At 72.3% G+C, this 17,685-nt stretch carries 15 protein-coding genes; 4 read left to right on the forward strand and 11 right to left on the reverse strand.

The annotated features are described in order from the left end of the window. Position 1: 1 nt before the first annotated feature. The 4 genes from D9598_RS06015 to D9598_RS06030 all read left to right on the forward strand — a co-directional run bounded on the left by D9598_RS06015 (position 2) and on the right by D9598_RS06030 (position 5,221). On the forward strand, positions 2-2,086 hold the full coding sequence (locus D9598_RS06015; RefSeq protein ID WP_198365470.1) for a hypothetical protein: 2,085 nt from the start codon (positions 2-4) through the stop codon (positions 2,084-2,086). An 88-nt stretch (positions 2,087-2,174) separates the two neighbouring features. Continuing rightward, positions 2,175-2,555, forward strand: a complete 381-nt coding sequence (locus tag D9598_RS06020; RefSeq protein ID WP_198365471.1) for a hypothetical protein — start codon at positions 2,175-2,177, stop codon at positions 2,553-2,555. A gap of 36 nt (positions 2,556-2,591) precedes the next feature. After that, the gene (locus tag D9598_RS06025) at positions 2,592-3,188 is read left to right on the forward strand and encodes an ankyrin repeat domain-containing protein (RefSeq protein WP_198365472.1); all 597 of its coding nucleotides are present in this window, start codon (positions 2,592-2,594) and stop codon (positions 3,186-3,188) included. 110 nt (positions 3,189-3,298) lie between these two features. Next, the gene (locus D9598_RS06030; RefSeq protein ID WP_198365473.1) at positions 3,299-5,221 is read left to right on the forward strand and encodes an AsmA family protein; all 1,923 of its coding nucleotides are present in this window, start codon (positions 3,299-3,301) and stop codon (positions 5,219-5,221) included. A 56-nt stretch (positions 5,222-5,277) separates the two neighbouring features. Here the strand turns inward: D9598_RS06030 and D9598_RS06035 are convergent, their stop codons facing one another. From D9598_RS06035 to D9598_RS06085, 11 genes are all read right to left on the reverse strand, one after another. Next, positions 5,278-6,291 carry an ABC transporter ATP-binding protein gene (locus D9598_RS06035; RefSeq protein ID WP_198365474.1) on the reverse strand — a complete coding sequence of 338 codons (1,014 nt, stop codon included), beginning with the start codon at positions 6,289-6,291 and terminating at the stop codon, positions 5,278-5,280. Next, on the reverse strand, positions 6,288-7,307 hold the full coding sequence (locus tag D9598_RS06040; protein WP_198365475.1) for an ABC transporter ATP-binding protein: 1,020 nt from the start codon (positions 7,305-7,307) through the stop codon (positions 6,288-6,290). Before D9598_RS06040 ends, D9598_RS06035 begins: the two co-directional genes overlap by 4 nt. After that, entirely contained in the window at positions 7,304-8,188 is an 885-nt protein-coding gene (locus tag D9598_RS06045) for an ABC transporter permease (RefSeq protein WP_198365476.1), read from the reverse strand. Before D9598_RS06045 ends, D9598_RS06040 begins: the two co-directional genes overlap by 4 nt. Before the next feature lie 4 nt (positions 8,189-8,192). Beyond that, a complete protein-coding gene (locus D9598_RS06050) occupies positions 8,193-9,170 on the reverse strand; it encodes an ABC transporter permease (protein WP_198365477.1) in 978 nt (325 codons plus the stop codon). Continuing rightward, complete coding sequence (locus D9598_RS06055; protein WP_232476932.1) at positions 9,167-10,780, reverse strand: ABC transporter substrate-binding protein; 1,614 nt, start codon at positions 10,778-10,780, stop codon at positions 9,167-9,169. The genes D9598_RS06050 and D9598_RS06055 overlap by 4 nt, the downstream gene beginning before the upstream one ends. Further along, positions 10,777-11,724, reverse strand: a complete 948-nt coding sequence (locus D9598_RS06060; RefSeq protein WP_198365478.1) for a GTP-binding protein — start codon at positions 11,722-11,724, stop codon at positions 10,777-10,779. Before D9598_RS06060 ends, D9598_RS06055 begins: the two co-directional genes overlap by 4 nt. Continuing rightward, entirely contained in the window at positions 11,721-13,361 is a 1,641-nt protein-coding gene (locus D9598_RS06065) for an amidohydrolase (protein ID WP_198365479.1), read from the reverse strand. The genes D9598_RS06060 and D9598_RS06065 overlap by 4 nt, the downstream gene beginning before the upstream one ends. Positions 13,362-13,383: 22 nt before the next feature. Beyond that, on the reverse strand, positions 13,384-14,121 hold the full coding sequence (locus D9598_RS06070) for a sulfite exporter TauE/SafE family protein (RefSeq protein ID WP_198365480.1): 738 nt from the start codon (positions 14,119-14,121) through the stop codon (positions 13,384-13,386). Beyond that, positions 14,118-15,518: an FAD-binding oxidoreductase gene (locus D9598_RS06075; protein ID WP_198365481.1), complete on the reverse strand. Its 1,401-nt coding sequence runs from the start codon at positions 15,516-15,518 to the stop codon at positions 14,118-14,120. The genes D9598_RS06070 and D9598_RS06075 overlap by 4 nt, the downstream gene beginning before the upstream one ends. Before the next feature lie 10 nt (positions 15,519-15,528). After that, positions 15,529-15,927: a nuclear transport factor 2 family protein gene (locus D9598_RS06080; RefSeq protein ID WP_198365482.1), complete on the reverse strand. Its 399-nt coding sequence runs from the start codon at positions 15,925-15,927 to the stop codon at positions 15,529-15,531. A gap of 131 nt (positions 15,928-16,058) precedes the next feature. Then, positions 16,059-17,549 (reverse strand): PLP-dependent aminotransferase family protein, encoded by a 1,491-nt coding sequence (locus tag D9598_RS06085; protein WP_198365483.1) that lies wholly within the window; start codon positions 17,547-17,549, stop codon positions 16,059-16,061. Positions 17,550-17,685 lie beyond the last annotated feature (136 nt).

Below are 17,685 nucleotides of genomic sequence, written 5' to 3' on the forward strand. Positions count from 1 at the left end.
GATGCGCCAGGTGATCTCCGGCCTCGACTTCGCCCCGGTCCTGCCGCCCTGGCTGCTGGCCGCGCTGACCCTCCTGGCGCTGCTCGCCCTGGCCCCGGCTCTATGGCGGCGGGCGCGGGGCGCCGGCTGGCGGGTGCTGTCCTTCGCCGTGCTGGGCCTCGCCCTGGCCAATCCGCGCCTGGTCGAGGAGACGCGCGAGACCCGACCGGACATCGCGCTGCTGCTGCAGGACCGCAGCGATTCCGCCCGCATCGGCGAGCGCGGCGCGGCGCTGGACGCGGCCCGCGCCGCGCTGGAGCAGGCCGCGGCGCGCCATCCCGACCTCGAGCTGCGCACGGTCGATCTGCCCGAGGGCGGCCGCCAGGGCACGCGGCTCTTCACCGCCCTCGACCGCGCGCTGGCCGATATCCCGCGCGCGCGGCTGGCCGGCGTCATCGCCCTGACCGACGGGCAGGCGCATGACATTCCGGCCAGCCCCTCCTTCACCGCGCCGCTGCACCTGATCCTGCCCGGCCGGCCGGGTGAGGTGGACCGGCGCATCCGCGTCCTCGAGGCGCCGGGCTATGGCATCGTCGGGCGCAGCGTCGAGCTGCGGCTGGTGGTCGAGGATCTGGGGGCGGCGCCCGCCGCCGGCCCGTCGGGCGGGGCGGTGCGGCTGACGCTGCGGCGCGACGGCGCGGCGCCGCGCGTCGAGAGCGTGCCGCTCGGGCGGGAGCACCGCATCACCCTGCCGGTCGAGCGCGGCGGGCCGAGCGTCGTGGAACTCACCGCCGAGGCGCGGCCGGGCGAGGTTTCCACCCTGAACAACCGCGCCGTCGTCACCGTGAACGGGGTGCGCGACCGGCTGCGCGTCCTGCTGGTCTCGGGCGAGCCGCATTCGGGCGAGCGCACCTGGCGCCGCCTGCTGAAGGCCGACCCGAATGTCGATCTCGTGCATTTCACCATCCTGCGGCCGCCGGAGAAGGACGACCTGACGCCGCTGAACGAGCTTGCGCTGATCGCCTTCCCGGTGCGCGAGCTGTTCCAGGTGAAGCTGCGCGATTTCGACCTGATCGTCTTCGACCGCTTCAGCAACCGCGGCATCCTGCCGCCGATGTACCTGCGCAACATCGCCGATTACGTGCGCGGCGGCGGGGCGTTGCTGATGTCGGTCGGGCCGGAGTTCACCGGCGCCACCAGCCTCGCCGCCACGCCGCTCGGCCAGGTGCTGCCGGCGCGGCCGCTGACCGGCGCCGCCGGCCTGGCCGAGGGCGCCTTCCGCCCGCGCGTCACCGAGGCGGGGGCCCGCCATCCCGTCACCCAGGGCCTGACCGGCGCCAACACGGCCGGGGAGGAGGCGCGCTGGGGCCGCTGGTACCGCCACCTGCGCGCCGATCCGCAGAGCGGGCTGACGGTGATGGACAGCCCCGACGGCGCGCCGCTGCTGCAGCTGGACCGGGTGGGCGAGGGGCGCGTGGCGCTGCTGCTCTCCGACCAGATCTGGCTGTGGTCGCGCGGGCATGACGGCGGCGGGCCGCAGGCCGAGCTGCTGCGCCGCGCCGCGCACTGGCTGATGAAGGAGCCGGAGCTGGAGGAGGAGGACCTCGTCGCGCGGGTCGAGGGCGGCACGCTCACCGTCACGCGCCGCAGCGTCGAGGCGGGTCCGCCGCCCGAGATCACCGTGACCGCCCCGGACGGCACGGTGACGCGGCGGCTCGCCAGCCCGGCCGAGGGCGGGCGCTCGGTGCTGGAGATGCCGGCCGGCCAGGCCGGCGTCTGGCAGGCCGCTGACGGGCGGCGGAGCGCCTTTGCCGCCGCCTCGGCCGCCAATCCGCCGGAGATCGCCGATCTGCGCGCCGACGCGGCGCCGGCCCTGCCGCTGGCGCGCGGCACCGGCGGGGGCGCGCACTGGCTGGGCGAGGGGATGCCGGAGCTGCGCCGCGTCGCTGCCGGGCGGGATGCGACGGGCGGCACCTGGATCGGGCTCCGCCGCAACGAGGACCATCGGGTGACCGGGATCGCCGCCCTGCCGCTGCTGCCGCCCTGGCTGGCCCTGCCCCTGGTGCTGGGCCTCGCTCTGGTCGCCTGGCGGCGCGAGGGGCGCTGAGCGGCCGGAAAAAGGCGCGGCCGCGTGGCCCGCCACCCTGCCGCCACGATTGGATCGTCCTATCTGGAGGGTCTGGAGGACGAATCCGATGCGCCGTCATGCCCGTGCCCTGCTCCTCGCGCTGCTGCTGGCCGCGCCGCTCGTGGGCTGCGCCACGGGGCCCACCTTCGAGCAGCGCATGGCGACCTTCGTCGGGCGGAGCGAGGCCGATCTGGTGGCCGCGCTCGGCGTGCCGGTCCGCACCTACGAGACGGGCGGGCGCCGCTTCCTCCAGTTCGAGCAGCGCGCGACCGTCATGGTCCCCGGCGACCCCTGGGGCTACGGACCCTGGGGCTTCGGGCCGCCCTGGGGCTACCGCCGGCCCTGGGCGGTGCCGCCGAGCTATGCCGTGGTCGGCTGCGACCTGACCTTCGCGCTGCGCGAGGGGCGGGTGGAGAGCTTCACCGCCCGTGGCCAGGGCTGTGGATGATCGCATCCCCGCCGGAAATGGTTTAGAGATGCCGCCATGCGCCGTTCCCTCCTCCGTCCCGCCCTGTTCGCCGCTCCGTTCGTCGTCCCCCTGGCCGGCCTGCTGGCCGCCGCGCCGGCCGCCGCCCAGATGCTGAACGGCCCCATGGTGCCGGATGCGCCGACAGCCCGGCCACGGGCCGAGCCGCCGGCCCTGCCGGGCCTGGCCGGGCGCCGCGCCCCTTCGCCGATCCCGGCCGAGCCGGGCCAGAGCCTCGGGCCCAACGAGGCGCTGTTCGATGCCATCGACCGTGGCGACCTGGCCGCGGCGCGCGACGCCATGTCCCGCGGCGCCGACCTCAACGCGCGCAACGTGCTGGGCCTGACGCCGATCGATTCCGCGGTGGACCAGAACCGCAGCGAGATCGTCTTCTACCTGCTCTCGGTGCGTGGCCCGGTGATCGGGGGCGCGGCGCCGGTCGCCGAGGCGCCGGCCCGGCGTCCCTCCCTGGCGGCGCCCCCCGCCGTCCAGCGGGCACCACGCGCGCCGGTGGCCGAGGTGCCGGCCCGCGCCGCGCAGCCGGTCTGGGGCGGCCATGACGGCCCGCTGCCGGATCGTGGCTTCCTCGGCTTCGACGCCGGCCGCGGCGGCTAGCACCCGCCGGGCGGCGTCATCTCGCCGCGTCCGCGCAACCATCCCGCCCGGCGCCGACTTCTCCGTCCAGGCCCGCCCGGCGTCCTTGCCCGGCGGCGAGGGGAATGGCCATGCCGAGCCCGCGGACCCGCCGAATTCTGCTCTGGACCGGGCTGCCGGTGCTGGCCCTGCTGGTGCTCGTCGTGGTCTGGTCCTGGGCCTGGTTCATCCCCCTGGTCGAGCGCCAGGCCTCCGCCGCGCTCGGCCGGCCGGTGACGGTCGGCGGCCTCGCGGTGCATCCCGGCCGGCTGACCGACATCGTCCTCTCCGACCTCCGTATCGCCAATCCGGAAGGCTTCCCGGAGGACCCGCCGCTGGCCAGCATCCCCCGGCTCAGCCTGCGGATCGACGTGATGGCGTTCATCCGCGGCCGGCGCCTCGTCATTCCCGAGATCGCGCTCGACGAGCCGCGCGTGGCGCTGCGGCAGGATGCCGAGGGGCGCAACAACTACACCTTCACCAGCCCCTCCTCCGCCGGCGCGCCGGCGGAAGGCGAGGCTGCGGAGGAGGGGCCGGCGATCGGCGCACTCACCATCCGGGGCGGGCAGGTGCATGCCCAGCTCGCGCGGCTCGGCGCCGACATGACGGTGCAGGTGGACAGCGGCGCCTCGGCCGGGCAGCAGGCCGCCGACCAGCTGCGCGCCCTGGCCGAGGGCACCTATGCCCGGCAGCCGATCAAGGGCGAGTTGCTGGGCGGCGCCGTGCTCTCCCTGCGCGACCCCGACAACCCCTGGCCGATCCGCCTCACCATCGAGAACGGGCCGACCCGCGTCTCGCTGCAGGGCACGGTGCGCGATCCGGTGCGGATGGCCGGCGCCAACCTGCGGCTGGAACTCTCCGGGCCCGACATGGCGCAGCTGACGCCGCTGACCGGCGTGCCGATCCCCGCCACGCCGCCCTACCGCGTCTCCGGCCAGCTCGACTATGCCGAGGGCAAGGTGCGTTTCACCGGCATGGAGGGCCGCGTCGGCGACAGCGACCTCTCGGGCGACATCGCGGTGGACCCGCATCCGGCCCGCCCGGTGGTCAACGCCACGCTGCGCTCGCGCCGGGTCGACCTCGACGACCTGGCGGGCTTCATCGGCGGCACGCCGGGCGACAGGCCAGCCCCCGCCGCGCGCGGGCGCCGTGGCAAGATGCTGCCCGACACGCCGGTCAACCTGCCCCGGCTGCAGGCGGCCGATATCCAACTGACCTATGACGGCGCGCAGATCCGGGGCCGCAACATGCCGCTCGACGACCTGCACGCGAAGCTCGACATCGTCGACGGCGCCATCGCCCTGCATCCGCTGCGCTTCGGGGTCGGCAGCGGCCGCATCGAGGGCGATTTCGAATTCGCCCCGTTGGACAATGGTGGGCTGCACGCCAAGGGGGAGGTGAAGTTCCAGCGCGTCGATCTGTCGCGGCTGATGGGCGTGACGCCGCTGGGCGAGGGCCAGGGGCGGATCGGCGGCAGCGCCTCGATCGATGCCCGGGGCCGCTCCCTGGCGGAGATGCTGGCGCAGGGCAACGGCGCGCTGACGCTCGGCATGGCGGGCGGCAACCTCTCGGCGCTGCTGGTGGACATCTCCGGCCTGCAACTGGCCGACGCCATCCTCTCGGCCCTCGGCCTTCCCAACCGCACGCCGGTGCAGTGCTTCATCGCCGACATGCGCCTGCAGCGTGGCATGCTGAACACCCGCACGGTGCTGCTGGACACGGAGTCCGCGCTGATCAGCGGCTTCGGTGACATCAACCTGCGCGATGAGCGGCTGGACTACACGCTGCGCACCGAGCCCAAGCACTTCACCGTCGGCGCGCTGAGCACCGATATCCTGATCCGTGGCCCGTTCAGCGGCCCGAGCGTCCTGCCCGAGCCGGTGGAGCTCGGCGCGCGGGCCGGCGCGGCGGTCGGGCTCGGCCTGCTCTTTCCGCCACTCGCCGTGCTGCCCACCATCCGCTTTGGCATCGGCGAGGACCAGCGCTGCGAGGGGCTGGTGCGGCGGGCGCGCTGAGGTAGGCAGGGCGGACTGTCCTCGCCCCGCCTGATGGGAAAGGCGGGCAGACTACCTCACGCCACCTCGGCGAGGCCGAAATCCGGGACGCCCAGCTCCTCCATGCGGTGGCAGGCGGCCAGATGGCCTTCCGCCGCCGGCCGGAGATGCGGCGCCTCCGTCCGGCATCGCGCCGTGACATGCGGGCACTGGACGCTGAAGCGGCAGCCTGGCGGCGGATCGATCGGGCTCGGCGGCTCGCCCGGTGTCAGATGGCGGCGGCGCATGGCCTGTCCCGCCGCGCCGTGGGAGGCGGCGGCGGCGATCAGCGACCAGGTGTAGGGATGGCGCGGGGCCGCGAACAGCCGGTGTGTCGGCGCCTGTTCCACCACCTGACCCAGATACATGACCGCCACCTCGTCGCAGAGATGCTGCACCACCGCGAGGTCATGCGAGATGAACACATAGGTCAGGCCCAGTTGCCGCTGCAGCCGGCGCATCAGGTTCAGAATCTGCGCCTGCACCGCCACATCCAGCGCCGACACCGGCTCGTCGCACACCACCAGGCGCGGTCGGCTGGCCAGGGCACGGGCAATGCACAGCCTCTGCCGCTGCCCACCGGAGAACTGGTGCGGGAACAGCCGCCCCGCCTCGGCCGGCAGGCCGACCTGGGACAGCAAGCGCAGCACCTCGGCCTCGCGCTCGGCCGGGCTGCCGATCTCAAGCAGGTCCAGCGGCTCACGGATCAGGGCGCCGGCGCGGCGGCGCGGGTCCAGCGAGGCATAGGGGTCCTGAAACACCATCTGGAAGTCGCGCCGGGCACGGCGCAGGGCATCACCACGCAACGCGCTCAGCGGCATGCCGTCCAGCGTCACGTCGCCGCCGCTGATACCCACCAGTCGCATCAGCGCCAGCGCCACGGTGGACTTGCCGGAACCGCTCTGGCCGACGATGCCGAAAGTGCTGGCGCGGCGCACCTGGAAGCTGACGCCATCCACCGCGTGCACATGGCGCCGTGGACCGAAGGGGCCCGCGCGCCCGGCGGGAAAGCGCACCGTGAGATTGGTGACATCCAGGAGCACATCGTTCATGCCACGGCCTCCAGCGTCGTATCGCCGACGCGCCAGCAGGCGGCGGCACGGCCAGCGCCGGCCGGGCGCAGTGGCGGGGGGTGGTTGCAGTCGGCGCCGGCCAGCTCGCAGCGCGGCGCGAAGCGGCAGCCCGGGCCGCGCTGCCCGAGAGGCGGCACCATGCCCGGAACCTCCAGCAGATCGGGCGCCGGACCGGCCGCCGCCGCGCCCAGGCGCAGGCGCGGGCTGCAGGCCAGCAGGGCGCGGGTATAGGGATGCTCCGGCGCTGCCAGCACGCGCGAGGCCGGGCCGGTCTCCACGCAGGTGCCGGCATAGAGCACGGCGACCTCATCGGCGATGTCGGCCACGGCATGCAGGTCGTGGCTGATCAGCAGGATGGCGGTGCCGGTCTCGCGTTGCAGTGTCTTCAGCAGATCGAAGATCTGCGCCTGGACGGTGACATCCAGCGCCGTCGTCGGCTCATCGGCGATCAGCAGGCGGGGGCGGCAGGCCAGCGCGATGGCGATCATCACCCGCTGCCGCATGCCGCCCGAAAGCTGGTGCGGATAGGCATCGAGCCGCTGCGCCGCGGCCGGGATCTCCACCTTGCGCAGCATCTCCAGCGCGCCGGCACGGGCGGCGGCGGCATCCAGCCCCTGATGCAGCCGCAGCGTCTCGGCGATCTGCTCGCCCACGGTGAAGACCGGGTTCAGTGCCGTCATCGGCTCCTGGAAGATCATGGACAGCGTGCTGCCGCGCAGCGCCCGCAGGCGGGCGGGAGGCGCAACGGCCAGATCCTCGCCCAGCAGGCGGATGGCGCCGGTGTCGCAGCGCAGGCCTTCTGGCAGCAGCCCCATCAAGGCCAGCGCCGCCATGCTCTTGCCGCAACCGGATTCGCCGATCAGCGCCAGGGTCCGTCCGGCGGGCACGCCGAAGGAGACATCCTCCAGCACCGGCAACGGCCCGTCGCGCCCGGCGAGAGTGACGCCCAGGTGCTCGACCGAGAGCGCCAGGGGCGGGATCGTGGTGCCGCTCATCCGCGTTTCCTCAGCCTGGGATTGATCGCGTCGTTCAGCCCCTCGCCCAGCAGGCTGACGGCCAGCACGGTGAAGAAGATGGCGGCGCCGGGGAAGGTCACGGCCCACCACGCATCCAGCAGGTAGGTCCGGTTCTGCCCCAGCATCATGCCCCAGCTGATGACATTGGGATCGCCGAGGCCGAGGAAGCTCAACCCGCCCTCGAACAGGATGGCGACACCGATGGCCAGCGCCGCCGCGACGATGATCGGCGGCAGCGCATTGGGCAGCACGACGCGCAGAATCAGGTAATGCGGCCGCCCGCCGCCCGCGACGGCGGCACGGACATAGTCCAGCCCGCGCACGCGAAGATACTCGGCGCGAGTCAGCCGCGCGACGCCGGGCCAGGAGACGACGCCGATGGCGAAGGTGATGATGCCGAGGCTGGCGCCGAACAGCGTGACCAGCACCATCGCGAAGAGCAAGGAGGGCAGCACCTGGAAGAACTCCGTCACCTTCATCAGCACGCGATCCACCCAGCCGCCGAACCAGCCGGCCAGCGCGCCGACGGCAACGCCGATGAGGACGGAGATCAGCGCGGCCGCCAGCCCGACCGAGAGGCTCGCGCGGCCGCCGATGAGCAGCCCGGCCAGCACGTCGCGGCCCAGGTAATCGGCGCCGAGAGGCACCTCGGGGCCGGGCGGCTCGAAGGGGGCCGCGGCCATGTCGGCCGGATCGACGCCGTAGAGGCCGGGGCCGGCCAGGCTGGCCAGCGCGACCGCCAGCAGGATCAGGAAGCCCGCCATGCCGGCCGGGTGGCGCAGGAAGTGCCGCAGCATTTCCCGCGCCGGAGAGGCCGGCTTCGCGGGCGCCGCCGGCAGGGTCGATCTATTGCCCCCCATTGGGTCAATGTCCCCGGATGCGCGGATCGACCAGGCGATAGGCCAGGTCGGTCAGCAGGTTGGCGACCATCACCAGCAGCGCCGAGACCACCAGCACGCCGAGCAGCGTCGGGTGGTCGCGGCGCAGGATGCTCTCCAGCACCAGCCGGCCCATGCCGGGCCAGCCGAATACCGTCTCCACCAGCACGGCGCCGGCGAGAAGCTGTGCGAACTGCAGACCGATCAGCGTGACCACGGGGATCAGCGCGTTGCGCAGCGCGTGCTTCAGCACCACCCGCCGCTCCGGCAGGCCCTTGGCGCGCGCGGTGCGGATGTAGTCGGCGCCCAGCACGTCGATCATGCTGGTGCGGCTCTGCCGGCTGTATTGCGCCAGATACACCAGGCCGAGCGTGAAGGCCGGCAGCACCAGATGATGCGCGACATCCAGAACGTAGTCGATGCCGCTGAGCGGTCGCGTCACATCCGTCATGCCAGCGATCGGGAAGAGCGGCAGCACGGAGGCGAAGAGCAGCAGCAACAGCAGCCCGCTCCAGAAGACCGGCGCCGCATGCCCGGCAAGCGAGACGATGGTGACGAGGAGGCTGCCGAGGCCACGCGGCCTGTAGGCGGCCAGAACGCCGAGCAGCGTGCCGACGATGGCGGCAAAGGTCAGCGCCGCCGCCATCAGCAGCACCGTCGCCGGCAGCCGCTCCAGGATCAGGCTGGAGACGGGCTGGTTGAAGTAGAAGGAGTAACCCAGATCCCCCGTCGCGGCGCGCGAGACATAGTGGGCGAGTTGAGTGCCGAATGGCTGGTCCAGCCCGTACTGCGCGCGGATGGTGGCCAGCACCTCGGGCGAGGCGCCGCCCATCTCCCCGGCGATGACCTGCGCCGGGTCGCCCGGCGCCAGGTGGATCAGGCAGAAATTCATGATCACGACGGCCAGCAGCAGCAGTACGGCATTCACCACCCTGCCGCCCATGCCGAGGAGGGCGCCACTCATGCCGGCGGGTTCTCCCAGTAAAGCGTGTCGAGCGGCGACATCGGCCCCCAGATGGTCTCCGGCACATTGCCGAGGCCCTTGTGGTAGGCGGTGTGATACGGCACCTCGTCGATGAAGAAGATCGGCGCATCGGCGACCACCTGCCGCTGGAACTGCTGGTACAGATCCTTGCGCTTCGCCGCGTCGCGCTCCACTCCCGCCTCGGCCAGGAGCCTGTCCACCTCGGGATTCCTGTAGCCCTGGGTGTTCGACCAGATCACGCCCTTGCGGATATTGCTCGACAGGTAGGTGCGGTGCACGCCGATGACCGGGTCGCCCCAGTTGAAGACGGTGTCGATGGTCAGGTCATAATCGAAGTTGCTGACGCGCTGCGCCCAGGTCGGGAAGTCCGGCGCCAGCCGCACCTCGGCGGCGATGCCGACCTTGCGCAGCTGCACGCGCAGGAACTCCGCCAGATTGCGGCCCAGTTCCGGCTGCCCGGCGGGGCTGTCGATGGTGAGGGCGAAGCGCGTGCCATCGGCGCCGCGCCTGTGCCCGGCGGCGTCCAGCAGTGCATTCGCCTTGTCGAGGTCCAGGGCGTACTTCTCCACATCAGGCGCCGAGAAGGGGGAGGTGGAGACAAGCGGCCCGAAGGAGGGCTTTGCCTTGCCGCCCAGGATGCGCCTGACGATGGCGTCGCGATCGGCGGCATAGGCGATGGCCTGGCGCACGCGCGGATCGTCGAAGGGCGGGCGCTGCGTGTTGAAGGCGAGCCAGGTGAGCGCGCCGATGCCGTCATAGCCCTTGGGCGTCACGGTCAGGTTCGGCGCGCGCTCGGCGCGGGCGATGTCACGCACGCCGGCCAGGAAGGGCGTCATGTGCAACTCGCCCCGCTCCAGCCCCAGCGTCACCACGCTATAGTCGCTGATGATGCGGCAGACGATGCGGTCGAGCGCCGGCCGGCCGGGGATGAAGAAGCGATCGAAGCGTTCGAGCGCCCAAAAGTCGCCGGGCTTGTACTCCGCGAACCTGTAGGGGCCGGAGCCGATGGGCCGAAGATTGGCCGGATGGGTCTGGATGTCCTGCCCGTCGCCATAGACATGCTTCGGCAGGATCGGCATCAGCGCCGGCGACATCGCCAGGATCAGCGCCGGGTGGGGGTGCTTCAGCCGGAGGATGGCGGTGTGCGGGTCCGGCGTGTCGACGCGCTCCACCGGCTCCAGCATCGTCTTGAAGGGGTGGTTCTTCTGGATGATGTCGACGGAGAAGGCGACATCCGCCGAGGTGACAGGCTGGCCGTCATGGAAGACCGCATCCGTCACCAGGTTGAGCGTGACGGCGAGCCCATCCTCCGAGACGCTCCAGGACTTCGCCAGGTAGGGCTCCGGATTCCAGTTGCTGTCGAAACGCAGCGGGCTCGCGAAGATCTGCGAGGAGGGCAGCGCCGTCGCCGAGCCCGACTGGATGGCGCCGTTGAAATGGCGCAGGCTCAGCGCGCCGCCGATCACCAGCGTGCCGCCCCGCTTCGGCGCCGCGGCGCGGGCGGGCAGGTCCGCGCCTCCGGCAGCCACCAGCGCCGCGCCGAGGGCGAGTGTCGCGCGGCGGCTCATGGGCGTCATGGGCTTCGTCATGTCGGGCCTCCTCGGGGGTGGGATTCGGGGTGGGCATGAAGCGCGGCGCGGAGGGTGCCGAGCACCGCATCCGGCATCTCGGGCGTGCCGATCAACACCAGGGCATCGGCGCCGGCGGGCAGGGGTTCCGGCCAGGGCCGCAGCTCCACCCGGCGGCCGGCGCGCTGCACCAGATGCGGCGTCGCCTTCGGCCCCAACCGGCAGAAGCCCTTCAGCCGCAGCACGCTTTCGGGCAGGGCCTCCAGCGCCCGCATCAGCCTGTCGTGGTCCAGCGGCCCGGGCGCCGTCCAGAGCAGATGGCGGAAGCCATGCGCCGTCGGCGCGTCGGCGTGGAAGCGGCCGGCGCGTTCCCTCCCTGGCTGGACGCGCGCGGCGCCGAGCAGCGGCGGCAGCCCCTCCGGTGGCAGCAAGGCCACCGGCAGGCCCGGGCGAAGCCCGGCCAGCGCGGCGCGGGTGGCGCGGATCTCGGCCTCCGTCGCCAGGTCGGCATGGCTCAGCAGCACCAGATCCGCCCGCGCCACCTGGCGTTCCAGCGTGTCGGACAGCCAGCGATCGGCCAGGAGCGCCGGGAAGCGCTGCGCGTCGGCCAGCGTCAGCACGGCGTCGAGATGCACGCCCACCTCCAGCCGCGCCAGCTGGGCGATGCGCCAGGGGTCCCCGACGCCGCTGGCCTCGACGAGGATCTGCTGCGGCGGCGGGTCCAGCGCCACCAGCCGCGCGATGCCCTCGCCGAGATCGGGGCCAAGCGCGCAGCACACGCATCCATTGCTGAGCGAGACCATGCCGCTCTGCCGCGCCGCGATCAGCGCGGCGTCGATGTTGACGGCGCCGAAGTCGTTCACCAGCACGGCGATACGGGTTTCCGCCTGCCGCAGCAGGGCATTGAGCGCCGTGGTCTTGCCCGCGCCCAGGAAGCCGCCGAGGATGGTGACGGGAATGCTCATGCCGTGGGCGGCACTGGGAAGACGCGGCCGCCCAGCACCGTGGCGCTGATCGTGACATCCTTCAGCCGCATGGGCTCGATGGCCAGCGGGTCCTCGTCCAGCACGGCGAAATCGGCGAGCTTGCCGGCCTCGATGCTGCCCACCAAATGATCGAGCTTCAGCGTGTAGGCCGCGCCCAGCGTGATGGCGCGCAGCGCCTCCGCCACCTCGATGCGCTCGCCCTCGCCCAGGACGCGACCCTTGGCGGTCAGGCGCATCACCGCGCACCAGGCCGTGAACAGTGGCGCCAGCGGCGTCACCGGCGCGTCGGAATGGATGCCGAAAGGAATGCCGAGGCGCAGCGCCGTGCCGCAGGCATCCATCCGCTGCGCACGCGCCAGCCCCATGGTCTGCGCGACATGCTCTTCGCCCCAGTAGAAGATGTGGTTGGCGAAGAGATTGACGCAGAGGCCCAGCGCCTTGATGCGGCGGAACAGCGCCGGGTCGGGCATCTGGCAATGCTGCAGCGTGTGCCGATGGTCAGGGCGCGGATGCGCGGTCAACGCGCGCTCCAGCATCTCCACCGCCACCTCGCTGGCCTCGTCGCCATTGGTGTGGATGTGCAGCAGCGCGCCCGCCCGGTGCCAAGCCCCGACGATGGCGCCGAGTTCGGAGGGCGCCACATACCACAGCCCGTTGGGCGCGCCGTTGTGGTAGCCAGGCCAGCGCAGCCGCGCGGTGAAGCCCTGGATGGAGCCATCCACCACCAGCTTCACCAGCTTGAAATGCAGCTTTTCCGTGCTGGTCGGGCGCAATTCCTCCAGCCGGGCGATGCCTTCATCCTGGCCGAACATCCGCGCCGCCAGAGCGGGCACCAGGCGCAGCGGGAAATCCGCACCCTCCGTCGCGGCGCGGTAGCTGGCGACGGTCGCCTCGCTCATGTCGCTGACCAGATCGGTTGCCGTGGTGACACCGGCCTGCCGCGCCAGCTTGGCGAAGCGGTCCAGCGCGCCGGCATCCAGCGTGCGGGAGAACATGTCGGGCACCACCACGCGGCGCACGCGGCCCATCAGCTCCGGCCCCAGGATCTCGCCCGTGGGCGCGCCCGCCTCGTCGCGCACCAGCCCGTCCAGGTCGTTGGCGCGGTCGAACCCGGCCAGGGCCATCGCGACGCTGTTCAGGTTCATGATGTGGCCGGAGGCGTGGGTGACCACCACCGGGCGGGTCTGCGAAACCTCGTCGAGATCGGCGCGCTTCATGCGGCGGCCGCCGAAATAGATCGGGTCGAAGCCCCAGGCGGTGATGGAGCCCTCCGGCTTCTCCGCCGCCACCTCGCGCAGGCGCGCGACGACGGCGGCGATGTCCTTCAGCCCCGGCCAGACCTTGCCCTCCGGGTCGCGGCGCTCGAAGAAGCCGAGATAGGGATCGCGCCAGGCAGCCCCTTCATGCAGATGGCTGTGGCCCTCGACGAAGCCGGGCAGGATGACCTTGTCCGCGAAGCGCCTGTCCAGTGTGGCGGGACCCAGATCGGCCATCTCCGCCTCGCCGCCCACCGCCAGGATGCGGCTTTCACGCACCGCCACATGGGTGGCCTCGGGGCGGGCGGGGTCCATGGTCAGGATGCGGCGGGCGGTGAAGATGGTGACGGGGGCGGGCATCAGGACTTCGTCTCCGGGAGGGTCAGGTCAGGCTGTCGAAGGCGACGCGCGCCACGGCTAGCAGGGCGGTGCCGCCCAGGATCGCCAGGGCGACGCGGCGGTAGCGGGCATCGGGGCTGCGCAGGAACATGCGGGTGCCGAGCCAGGAGCCGGCCCAGACGGCGGGCAAGCCGAGCAGCGCGGAGAGCAGGCTGGCCTGCCCCACCATGCCCATGGCGGCCAGCGGCAGCAGCGCGCCCAGAGAGGTCAGCAGGAACAGCACGATCATGGAGGCGCGGGCGGCGGCGGTGGCCAGCGGCGAGGCCAGGTAGTAGGCGATGACCGGCGGCCCGGGGATGCCGGCCAGCCCGTTGAACAGTCCCGATACCAGCCCGAAGGCCAGTGTCGCCCCGCCGGAGGGCGGCCGCGTCATCCGCCGCCCACCCGCCAGGATCACTACCGCCAGCGCCACCACCCCGGCGATCACCAGCCGCACCGGCGCCGGCGGCAGCTGCGCGAGCCCCCAAAGGCCGAGCGGCGTCGCCAGCAGCGCGCCCAGCGACAGCAGGCCCAGCGAGGCGCGGTCGGCCAGCGCCCAGGCGCCGCGCAACCCGTCCAGGCTGATGGCCAGTTGCAGCAGCATCACCACCGGCACCACCTCGGCCGGCGGGTAGAGCAGGCTGAGCAGCGGCACGGCGGCGATCGAGAAGCCGAAGCCGGTGAAGCCGCGGATCAGCCCCGCCAGGAACACCATCAGCAGGCCCAGCAGTGCCATGATCATGCATCGGGCGCTTCGTCACGGCGGTGGTACAGGCGGTACAGCGCGCGCTGGCCCAGCCGGCGGAACGGCGCGAAGGGGTGGCGTGGCAACTCGCCCTGAAAGATGGGCAGGCGCTGGGGAAGGGGCCTGCCGGCCGCCAGCCCGGCCAGCCGCCGCCCGGCCTGGGCCGAGTAGCTGACGCCATTGCCGCCATAGCCCATGGCGTAGAACAGGTTGCGCCCGGCCTCGGGCTGGACGATGCGCGGCATCATGTCGTGGCTGACATCCACCCAGCCCCACCAGGAATGATCCGCCGCGATGCCCGCCAGGGTGGGAAACTTCCGCGCCAGCCCGTCATCCAGCACGGCGCGATGCGCGGGGTTGGCGGCGTCGGCGCCGGTGATGGCGGCGCGGCTGCCGATCTGCAGGCGGTTGTCCGGCAGCAGGCGGTAGTAGTAGCGCAGCGTGCGCGTGTCGGTGATGACCTGGCGCGTGCGAAAGCCGGTCGCGGCGATCTCGCTGTCGGTCAGCGGGCGGGTCACCATGTTGTTCGACAGGATCGGCATGATGCGGCTGCGCAGGCGCGGATGCAGCTTCTGGCCGGTGTATCCGCCGGTGGCGATGGCGACGGCCCGGGCCCGCAGCAATCCACCCGGTGTGCGCAGCAGGAAGCACTCCGCCTCTTCGCGGATCTCCAGCACCGGGCTGCCGGGATGGATGCGGGCGCCCGCCCCGCGGGCGGCGCGCAGATAGCCGAAGGCCAGCTTCGCCGGCTGCACACCCATGCCCAGCGGCTCGTGCAGCGCGCCCACCGCCTCGACGTCGTGCACGAAGTCGCGCCACACCTCCTCGCGCGGCAGGATGCGGGTGCCGTAGCCGAAGATGCGGTTGGCGAGGTCGGAATCCGCCCGCAGCTTCTCCAGGTTGCGCCGCCGGTGCGCGATGTAGAGATGCCCGCCGGGCTGCGGCTCGCAGTCCAGTTCCCGCGTCAGGTCCGTGAACAGCTCGAAGCCTTCCAGGATCTCGGCATGCAGGGCCAGCGCCGTCTCCTGGCCCCAGCGGGCGATCCACTGTGCCCGGCTCAGCCGGCCGGAGGCGTTCTGGCCCTGGCCGCCATTGCGCGTGCTGCACCCCCAGGCGACCGTGTTCGCTTCCAGCACCGTGGCCGTGATGCCGTGATCGCGCGCCAGGAACAGGGCGCAGGCGAGGCCGGTGAAGCCCGACCCGATCACCGCCACATCCGTGTCCGTCTCGCCGGCCAGCGGCCCGTCATCGGCCGGCGGTGGCCCGGCTGTGGCCACCCAGTAGCTTGGTGCATAGGCGCGGCCCTGGCCCGGATGCGGGTCGCGCAGCGGGTCATGATGCGGGTCATAGGGCGCGGTGGGCAGGAAGGCGGCGGGAGGTGGCAGCGAATCCATGGCGCGGGCCTCAGGCGGCGCGGAGCAGCGGCGGACGGTCCTTGCGGAAGGCGCTCTTGGCCGCGATGGCCTCACCGGCGAAGGTGAACAGGTCGAGGCCCTCGGCCTCCACCCGGGCGCCTTCGGCACTGGTACCGGTGAAGAGCCATTCGCTGACGGCGCGATCGCCGAAGACCGCGTGGCGACGGACGGTCCATTGGACATCGGGCATGGCGGTCCAGACACCCTCGAAGGCGGCGCGGACGGCGGCCTGGCCCTCGATCCGTCGGCCCTGCGCCTCGGGGCCAGCTGCGGCGTGGAAGATCACATCCGGCGTGAAGCAGGCCATCACGGCCTCGGCGTCGTGGCGGTTGAAGGCGGCGAACAGCTGTTCCAGCAGGGCGTGGCGCGCGTCGGTGAGGTCGGTCATGGGGCAGCAGGTCCGGTCAGCCTGAGGGGCCGACGCAGATTACGGATGGCGCACGACCCGGTGGAAGAACCAAATGCCTATAAAATAGCCTACCAGATTCGCACGCTAGAGAAGCGGCTAGAATTTCATCATCATGATGAACTTGAATGCAGTGTGATGGCATCCGCCAGAATGGCCAGTCCGCCATGAATCTTGTCGGTGCGGATGGCGGTCCAGCCCAGGCGGAAGCAGGAACGGCCCATGGCTGGATCGTCGAAGAAGACGTCGCCTGGTTCGATCAGCACGCCCCGCGCCGCCAGCGCGCCGGCCAGGGCGCGGCTGTCCAGCCCGGGTGGCCCTTCCACCCAGGCGCTGCTGGCCCCGGCGCCGCACCGCCACCGGCAGCCGGGCAGGTGTCGCGGCAGCAAGCTGTCCATCAGCGCGGCACGCTCGGCCAGCGCCTCTCCCAGGCGGCGCAGATGCCCACGGTAATGGCCGAGCGCGATGAAGCCTGCCATGGCGCGCTGGTTGTTGCTGGGCGGATGACGGTGGATCAGGCGGCGCAGCGCCCGCAACTGCTCGATGACCGGCGGTGGCGCCACGACGAAACCGAGGCGCAGCCCCGGCGCCAGCACCTTCGACAGGCTGCCGACATAGATCACCCGCCCCTCGGTATCGAGGCTCTTGAGGGGTGGCACCGCCTCGCCCTCGGCGAAGAGATCGGCGTCGTAGTCATCCTCCACCAGCAGCATGTCGCGCTGCCGGGCCAGGCGCAGGATATCCCGCCGCCGTGTCGAGGGCATGACAGTGGAGGTCGGGCATTGGTGTCCAGGCGTCAGCAAGGCCACCTGGCAGGCGGCCATGGCGGCGTCCGGCACGGCGCCCTCGGCATCGACGCTGAGCAGCCGCAGCGCGCCGGCCTGCATCCGCGCCATGTGCCGCAGGTCCGGATAGCCAGGATCCTCCACTCCCGCGACGATGCCCGGCCCCAGCAGCAGGCGCGTCACGAGGTACAACGCCTGCTGCGCCCCCAGCGTGATCATGACCTCCGCCGGCCGCGCCCAGACCGCGCGGCGCGGCAACACCTGGCGACAGAGCTGCTCGACCAGAGCCGGATCGTCCTCGTCGATCATGTCGGCGCTCCAGGACTGGATGGCGGCGACGCTGGAGGTGGCCTTCACGGCTTCACGCCAGGGTCCGGTCGGGAACAGCGCGGGGTCGAGCTGGCCGAATAGGAAGGGATAGGGGTAGCGCTGCCAGTCGCGCGGCTTGGCGATATTCAGGAATTCCGCCGGCCGGACCGCGAAGCGGCCGGACCAGAACGGCCTTGCGGGATCGGTCGCCGCCGCGAGGCCCTCCGGCCCGGCCTCCGGCCGGTTCAGCGGTGCGACGAACACGCCGCTGCGTTCCCGCGCCGTCAGATAGCCCTCCTCCACCAGCCGCTGGTAAACCTCCAGAACCGTCACGCGAGCGACACCCAGCAGCGCCGCCAGCCGGCGGCTGGAGGGCAGGCGGGAATGCGGCTGCAGCCGCCCATCCTCGATGGCATGAACGAGCTGGCGGCGGATTTCCGCCTCGGCCGGCAGGCCGCGGCGCTCCGGCGCCGCGAGCAACTCCCTCCATGCCAGTTCCGTGGGCTTCAAACCGGCGATCCCGTCCCCTTGAGTGGCTCCGCCCCGCGCGGCAGGTGCGCCTCCGGTTTAGGCGGTCGTCCTCCTGAACTGAAGGGGAGCAGGAAGCCATCGCGCGGTGGAGCCGCCGGTCGGCCCGTCGTCGAGG

The organism is Roseomonas sp. KE0001, from assembly GCF_016107285.1.
GTDB lineage: Bacteria > Pseudomonadota > Alphaproteobacteria > Acetobacterales > Acetobacteraceae > Pseudoroseomonas.

What these genes read in the sequence shown, in the direction of transcription:
- D9598_RS06015 (WP_198365470.1), top strand. Translation starts at nt 2, where the DNA reads ATGCGCCAGGTGATCTCCGGCCTCGACTTCGCCCCGGTCCTGCCGCCC.
- D9598_RS06020 (WP_198365471.1), top strand. Translation starts at nt 2,175, where the DNA reads ATGCGCCGTCATGCCCGTGCCCTGCTCCTCGCGCTGCTGCTGGCCGCG.
- D9598_RS06025 (WP_198365472.1), top strand. Translation starts at nt 2,592, where the DNA reads ATGCGCCGTTCCCTCCTCCGTCCCGCCCTGTTCGCCGCTCCGTTCGTC.
- D9598_RS06030 (WP_198365473.1), top strand. Translation starts at nt 3,299, where the DNA reads ATGCCGAGCCCGCGGACCCGCCGAATTCTGCTCTGGACCGGGCTGCCG.
- D9598_RS06035 (WP_198365474.1), bottom strand. Translation starts at nt 6,291, where the DNA reads ATGAACGATGTGCTCCTGGATGTCACCAATCTCACGGTGCGCTTTCCC.
- D9598_RS06040 (WP_198365475.1), bottom strand. Translation starts at nt 7,307, where the DNA reads ATGAGCGGCACCACGATCCCGCCCCTGGCGCTCTCGGTCGAGCACCTG.
- D9598_RS06045 (WP_198365476.1), bottom strand. Translation starts at nt 8,188, where the DNA reads ATGGGGGGCAATAGATCGACCCTGCCGGCGGCGCCCGCGAAGCCGGCC.
- D9598_RS06050 (WP_198365477.1), bottom strand. Translation starts at nt 9,170, where the DNA reads ATGAGTGGCGCCCTCCTCGGCATGGGCGGCAGGGTGGTGAATGCCGTA.
- D9598_RS06055 (WP_232476932.1), bottom strand. Translation starts at nt 10,780, where the DNA reads ATGACGAAGCCCATGACGCCCATGAGCCGCCGCGCGACACTCGCCCTC.
- D9598_RS06060 (WP_198365478.1), bottom strand. Translation starts at nt 11,724, where the DNA reads ATGAGCATTCCCGTCACCATCCTCGGCGGCTTCCTGGGCGCGGGCAAG.
- D9598_RS06065 (WP_198365479.1), bottom strand. Translation starts at nt 13,361, where the DNA reads ATGCCCGCCCCCGTCACCATCTTCACCGCCCGCCGCATCCTGACCATG.
- D9598_RS06070 (WP_198365480.1), bottom strand. Translation starts at nt 14,121, where the DNA reads ATGATCATGGCACTGCTGGGCCTGCTGATGGTGTTCCTGGCGGGGCTG.
- D9598_RS06075 (WP_198365481.1), bottom strand. Translation starts at nt 15,518, where the DNA reads ATGGATTCGCTGCCACCTCCCGCCGCCTTCCTGCCCACCGCGCCCTAT.
- D9598_RS06080 (WP_198365482.1), bottom strand. Translation starts at nt 15,927, where the DNA reads ATGACCGACCTCACCGACGCGCGCCACGCCCTGCTGGAACAGCTGTTC.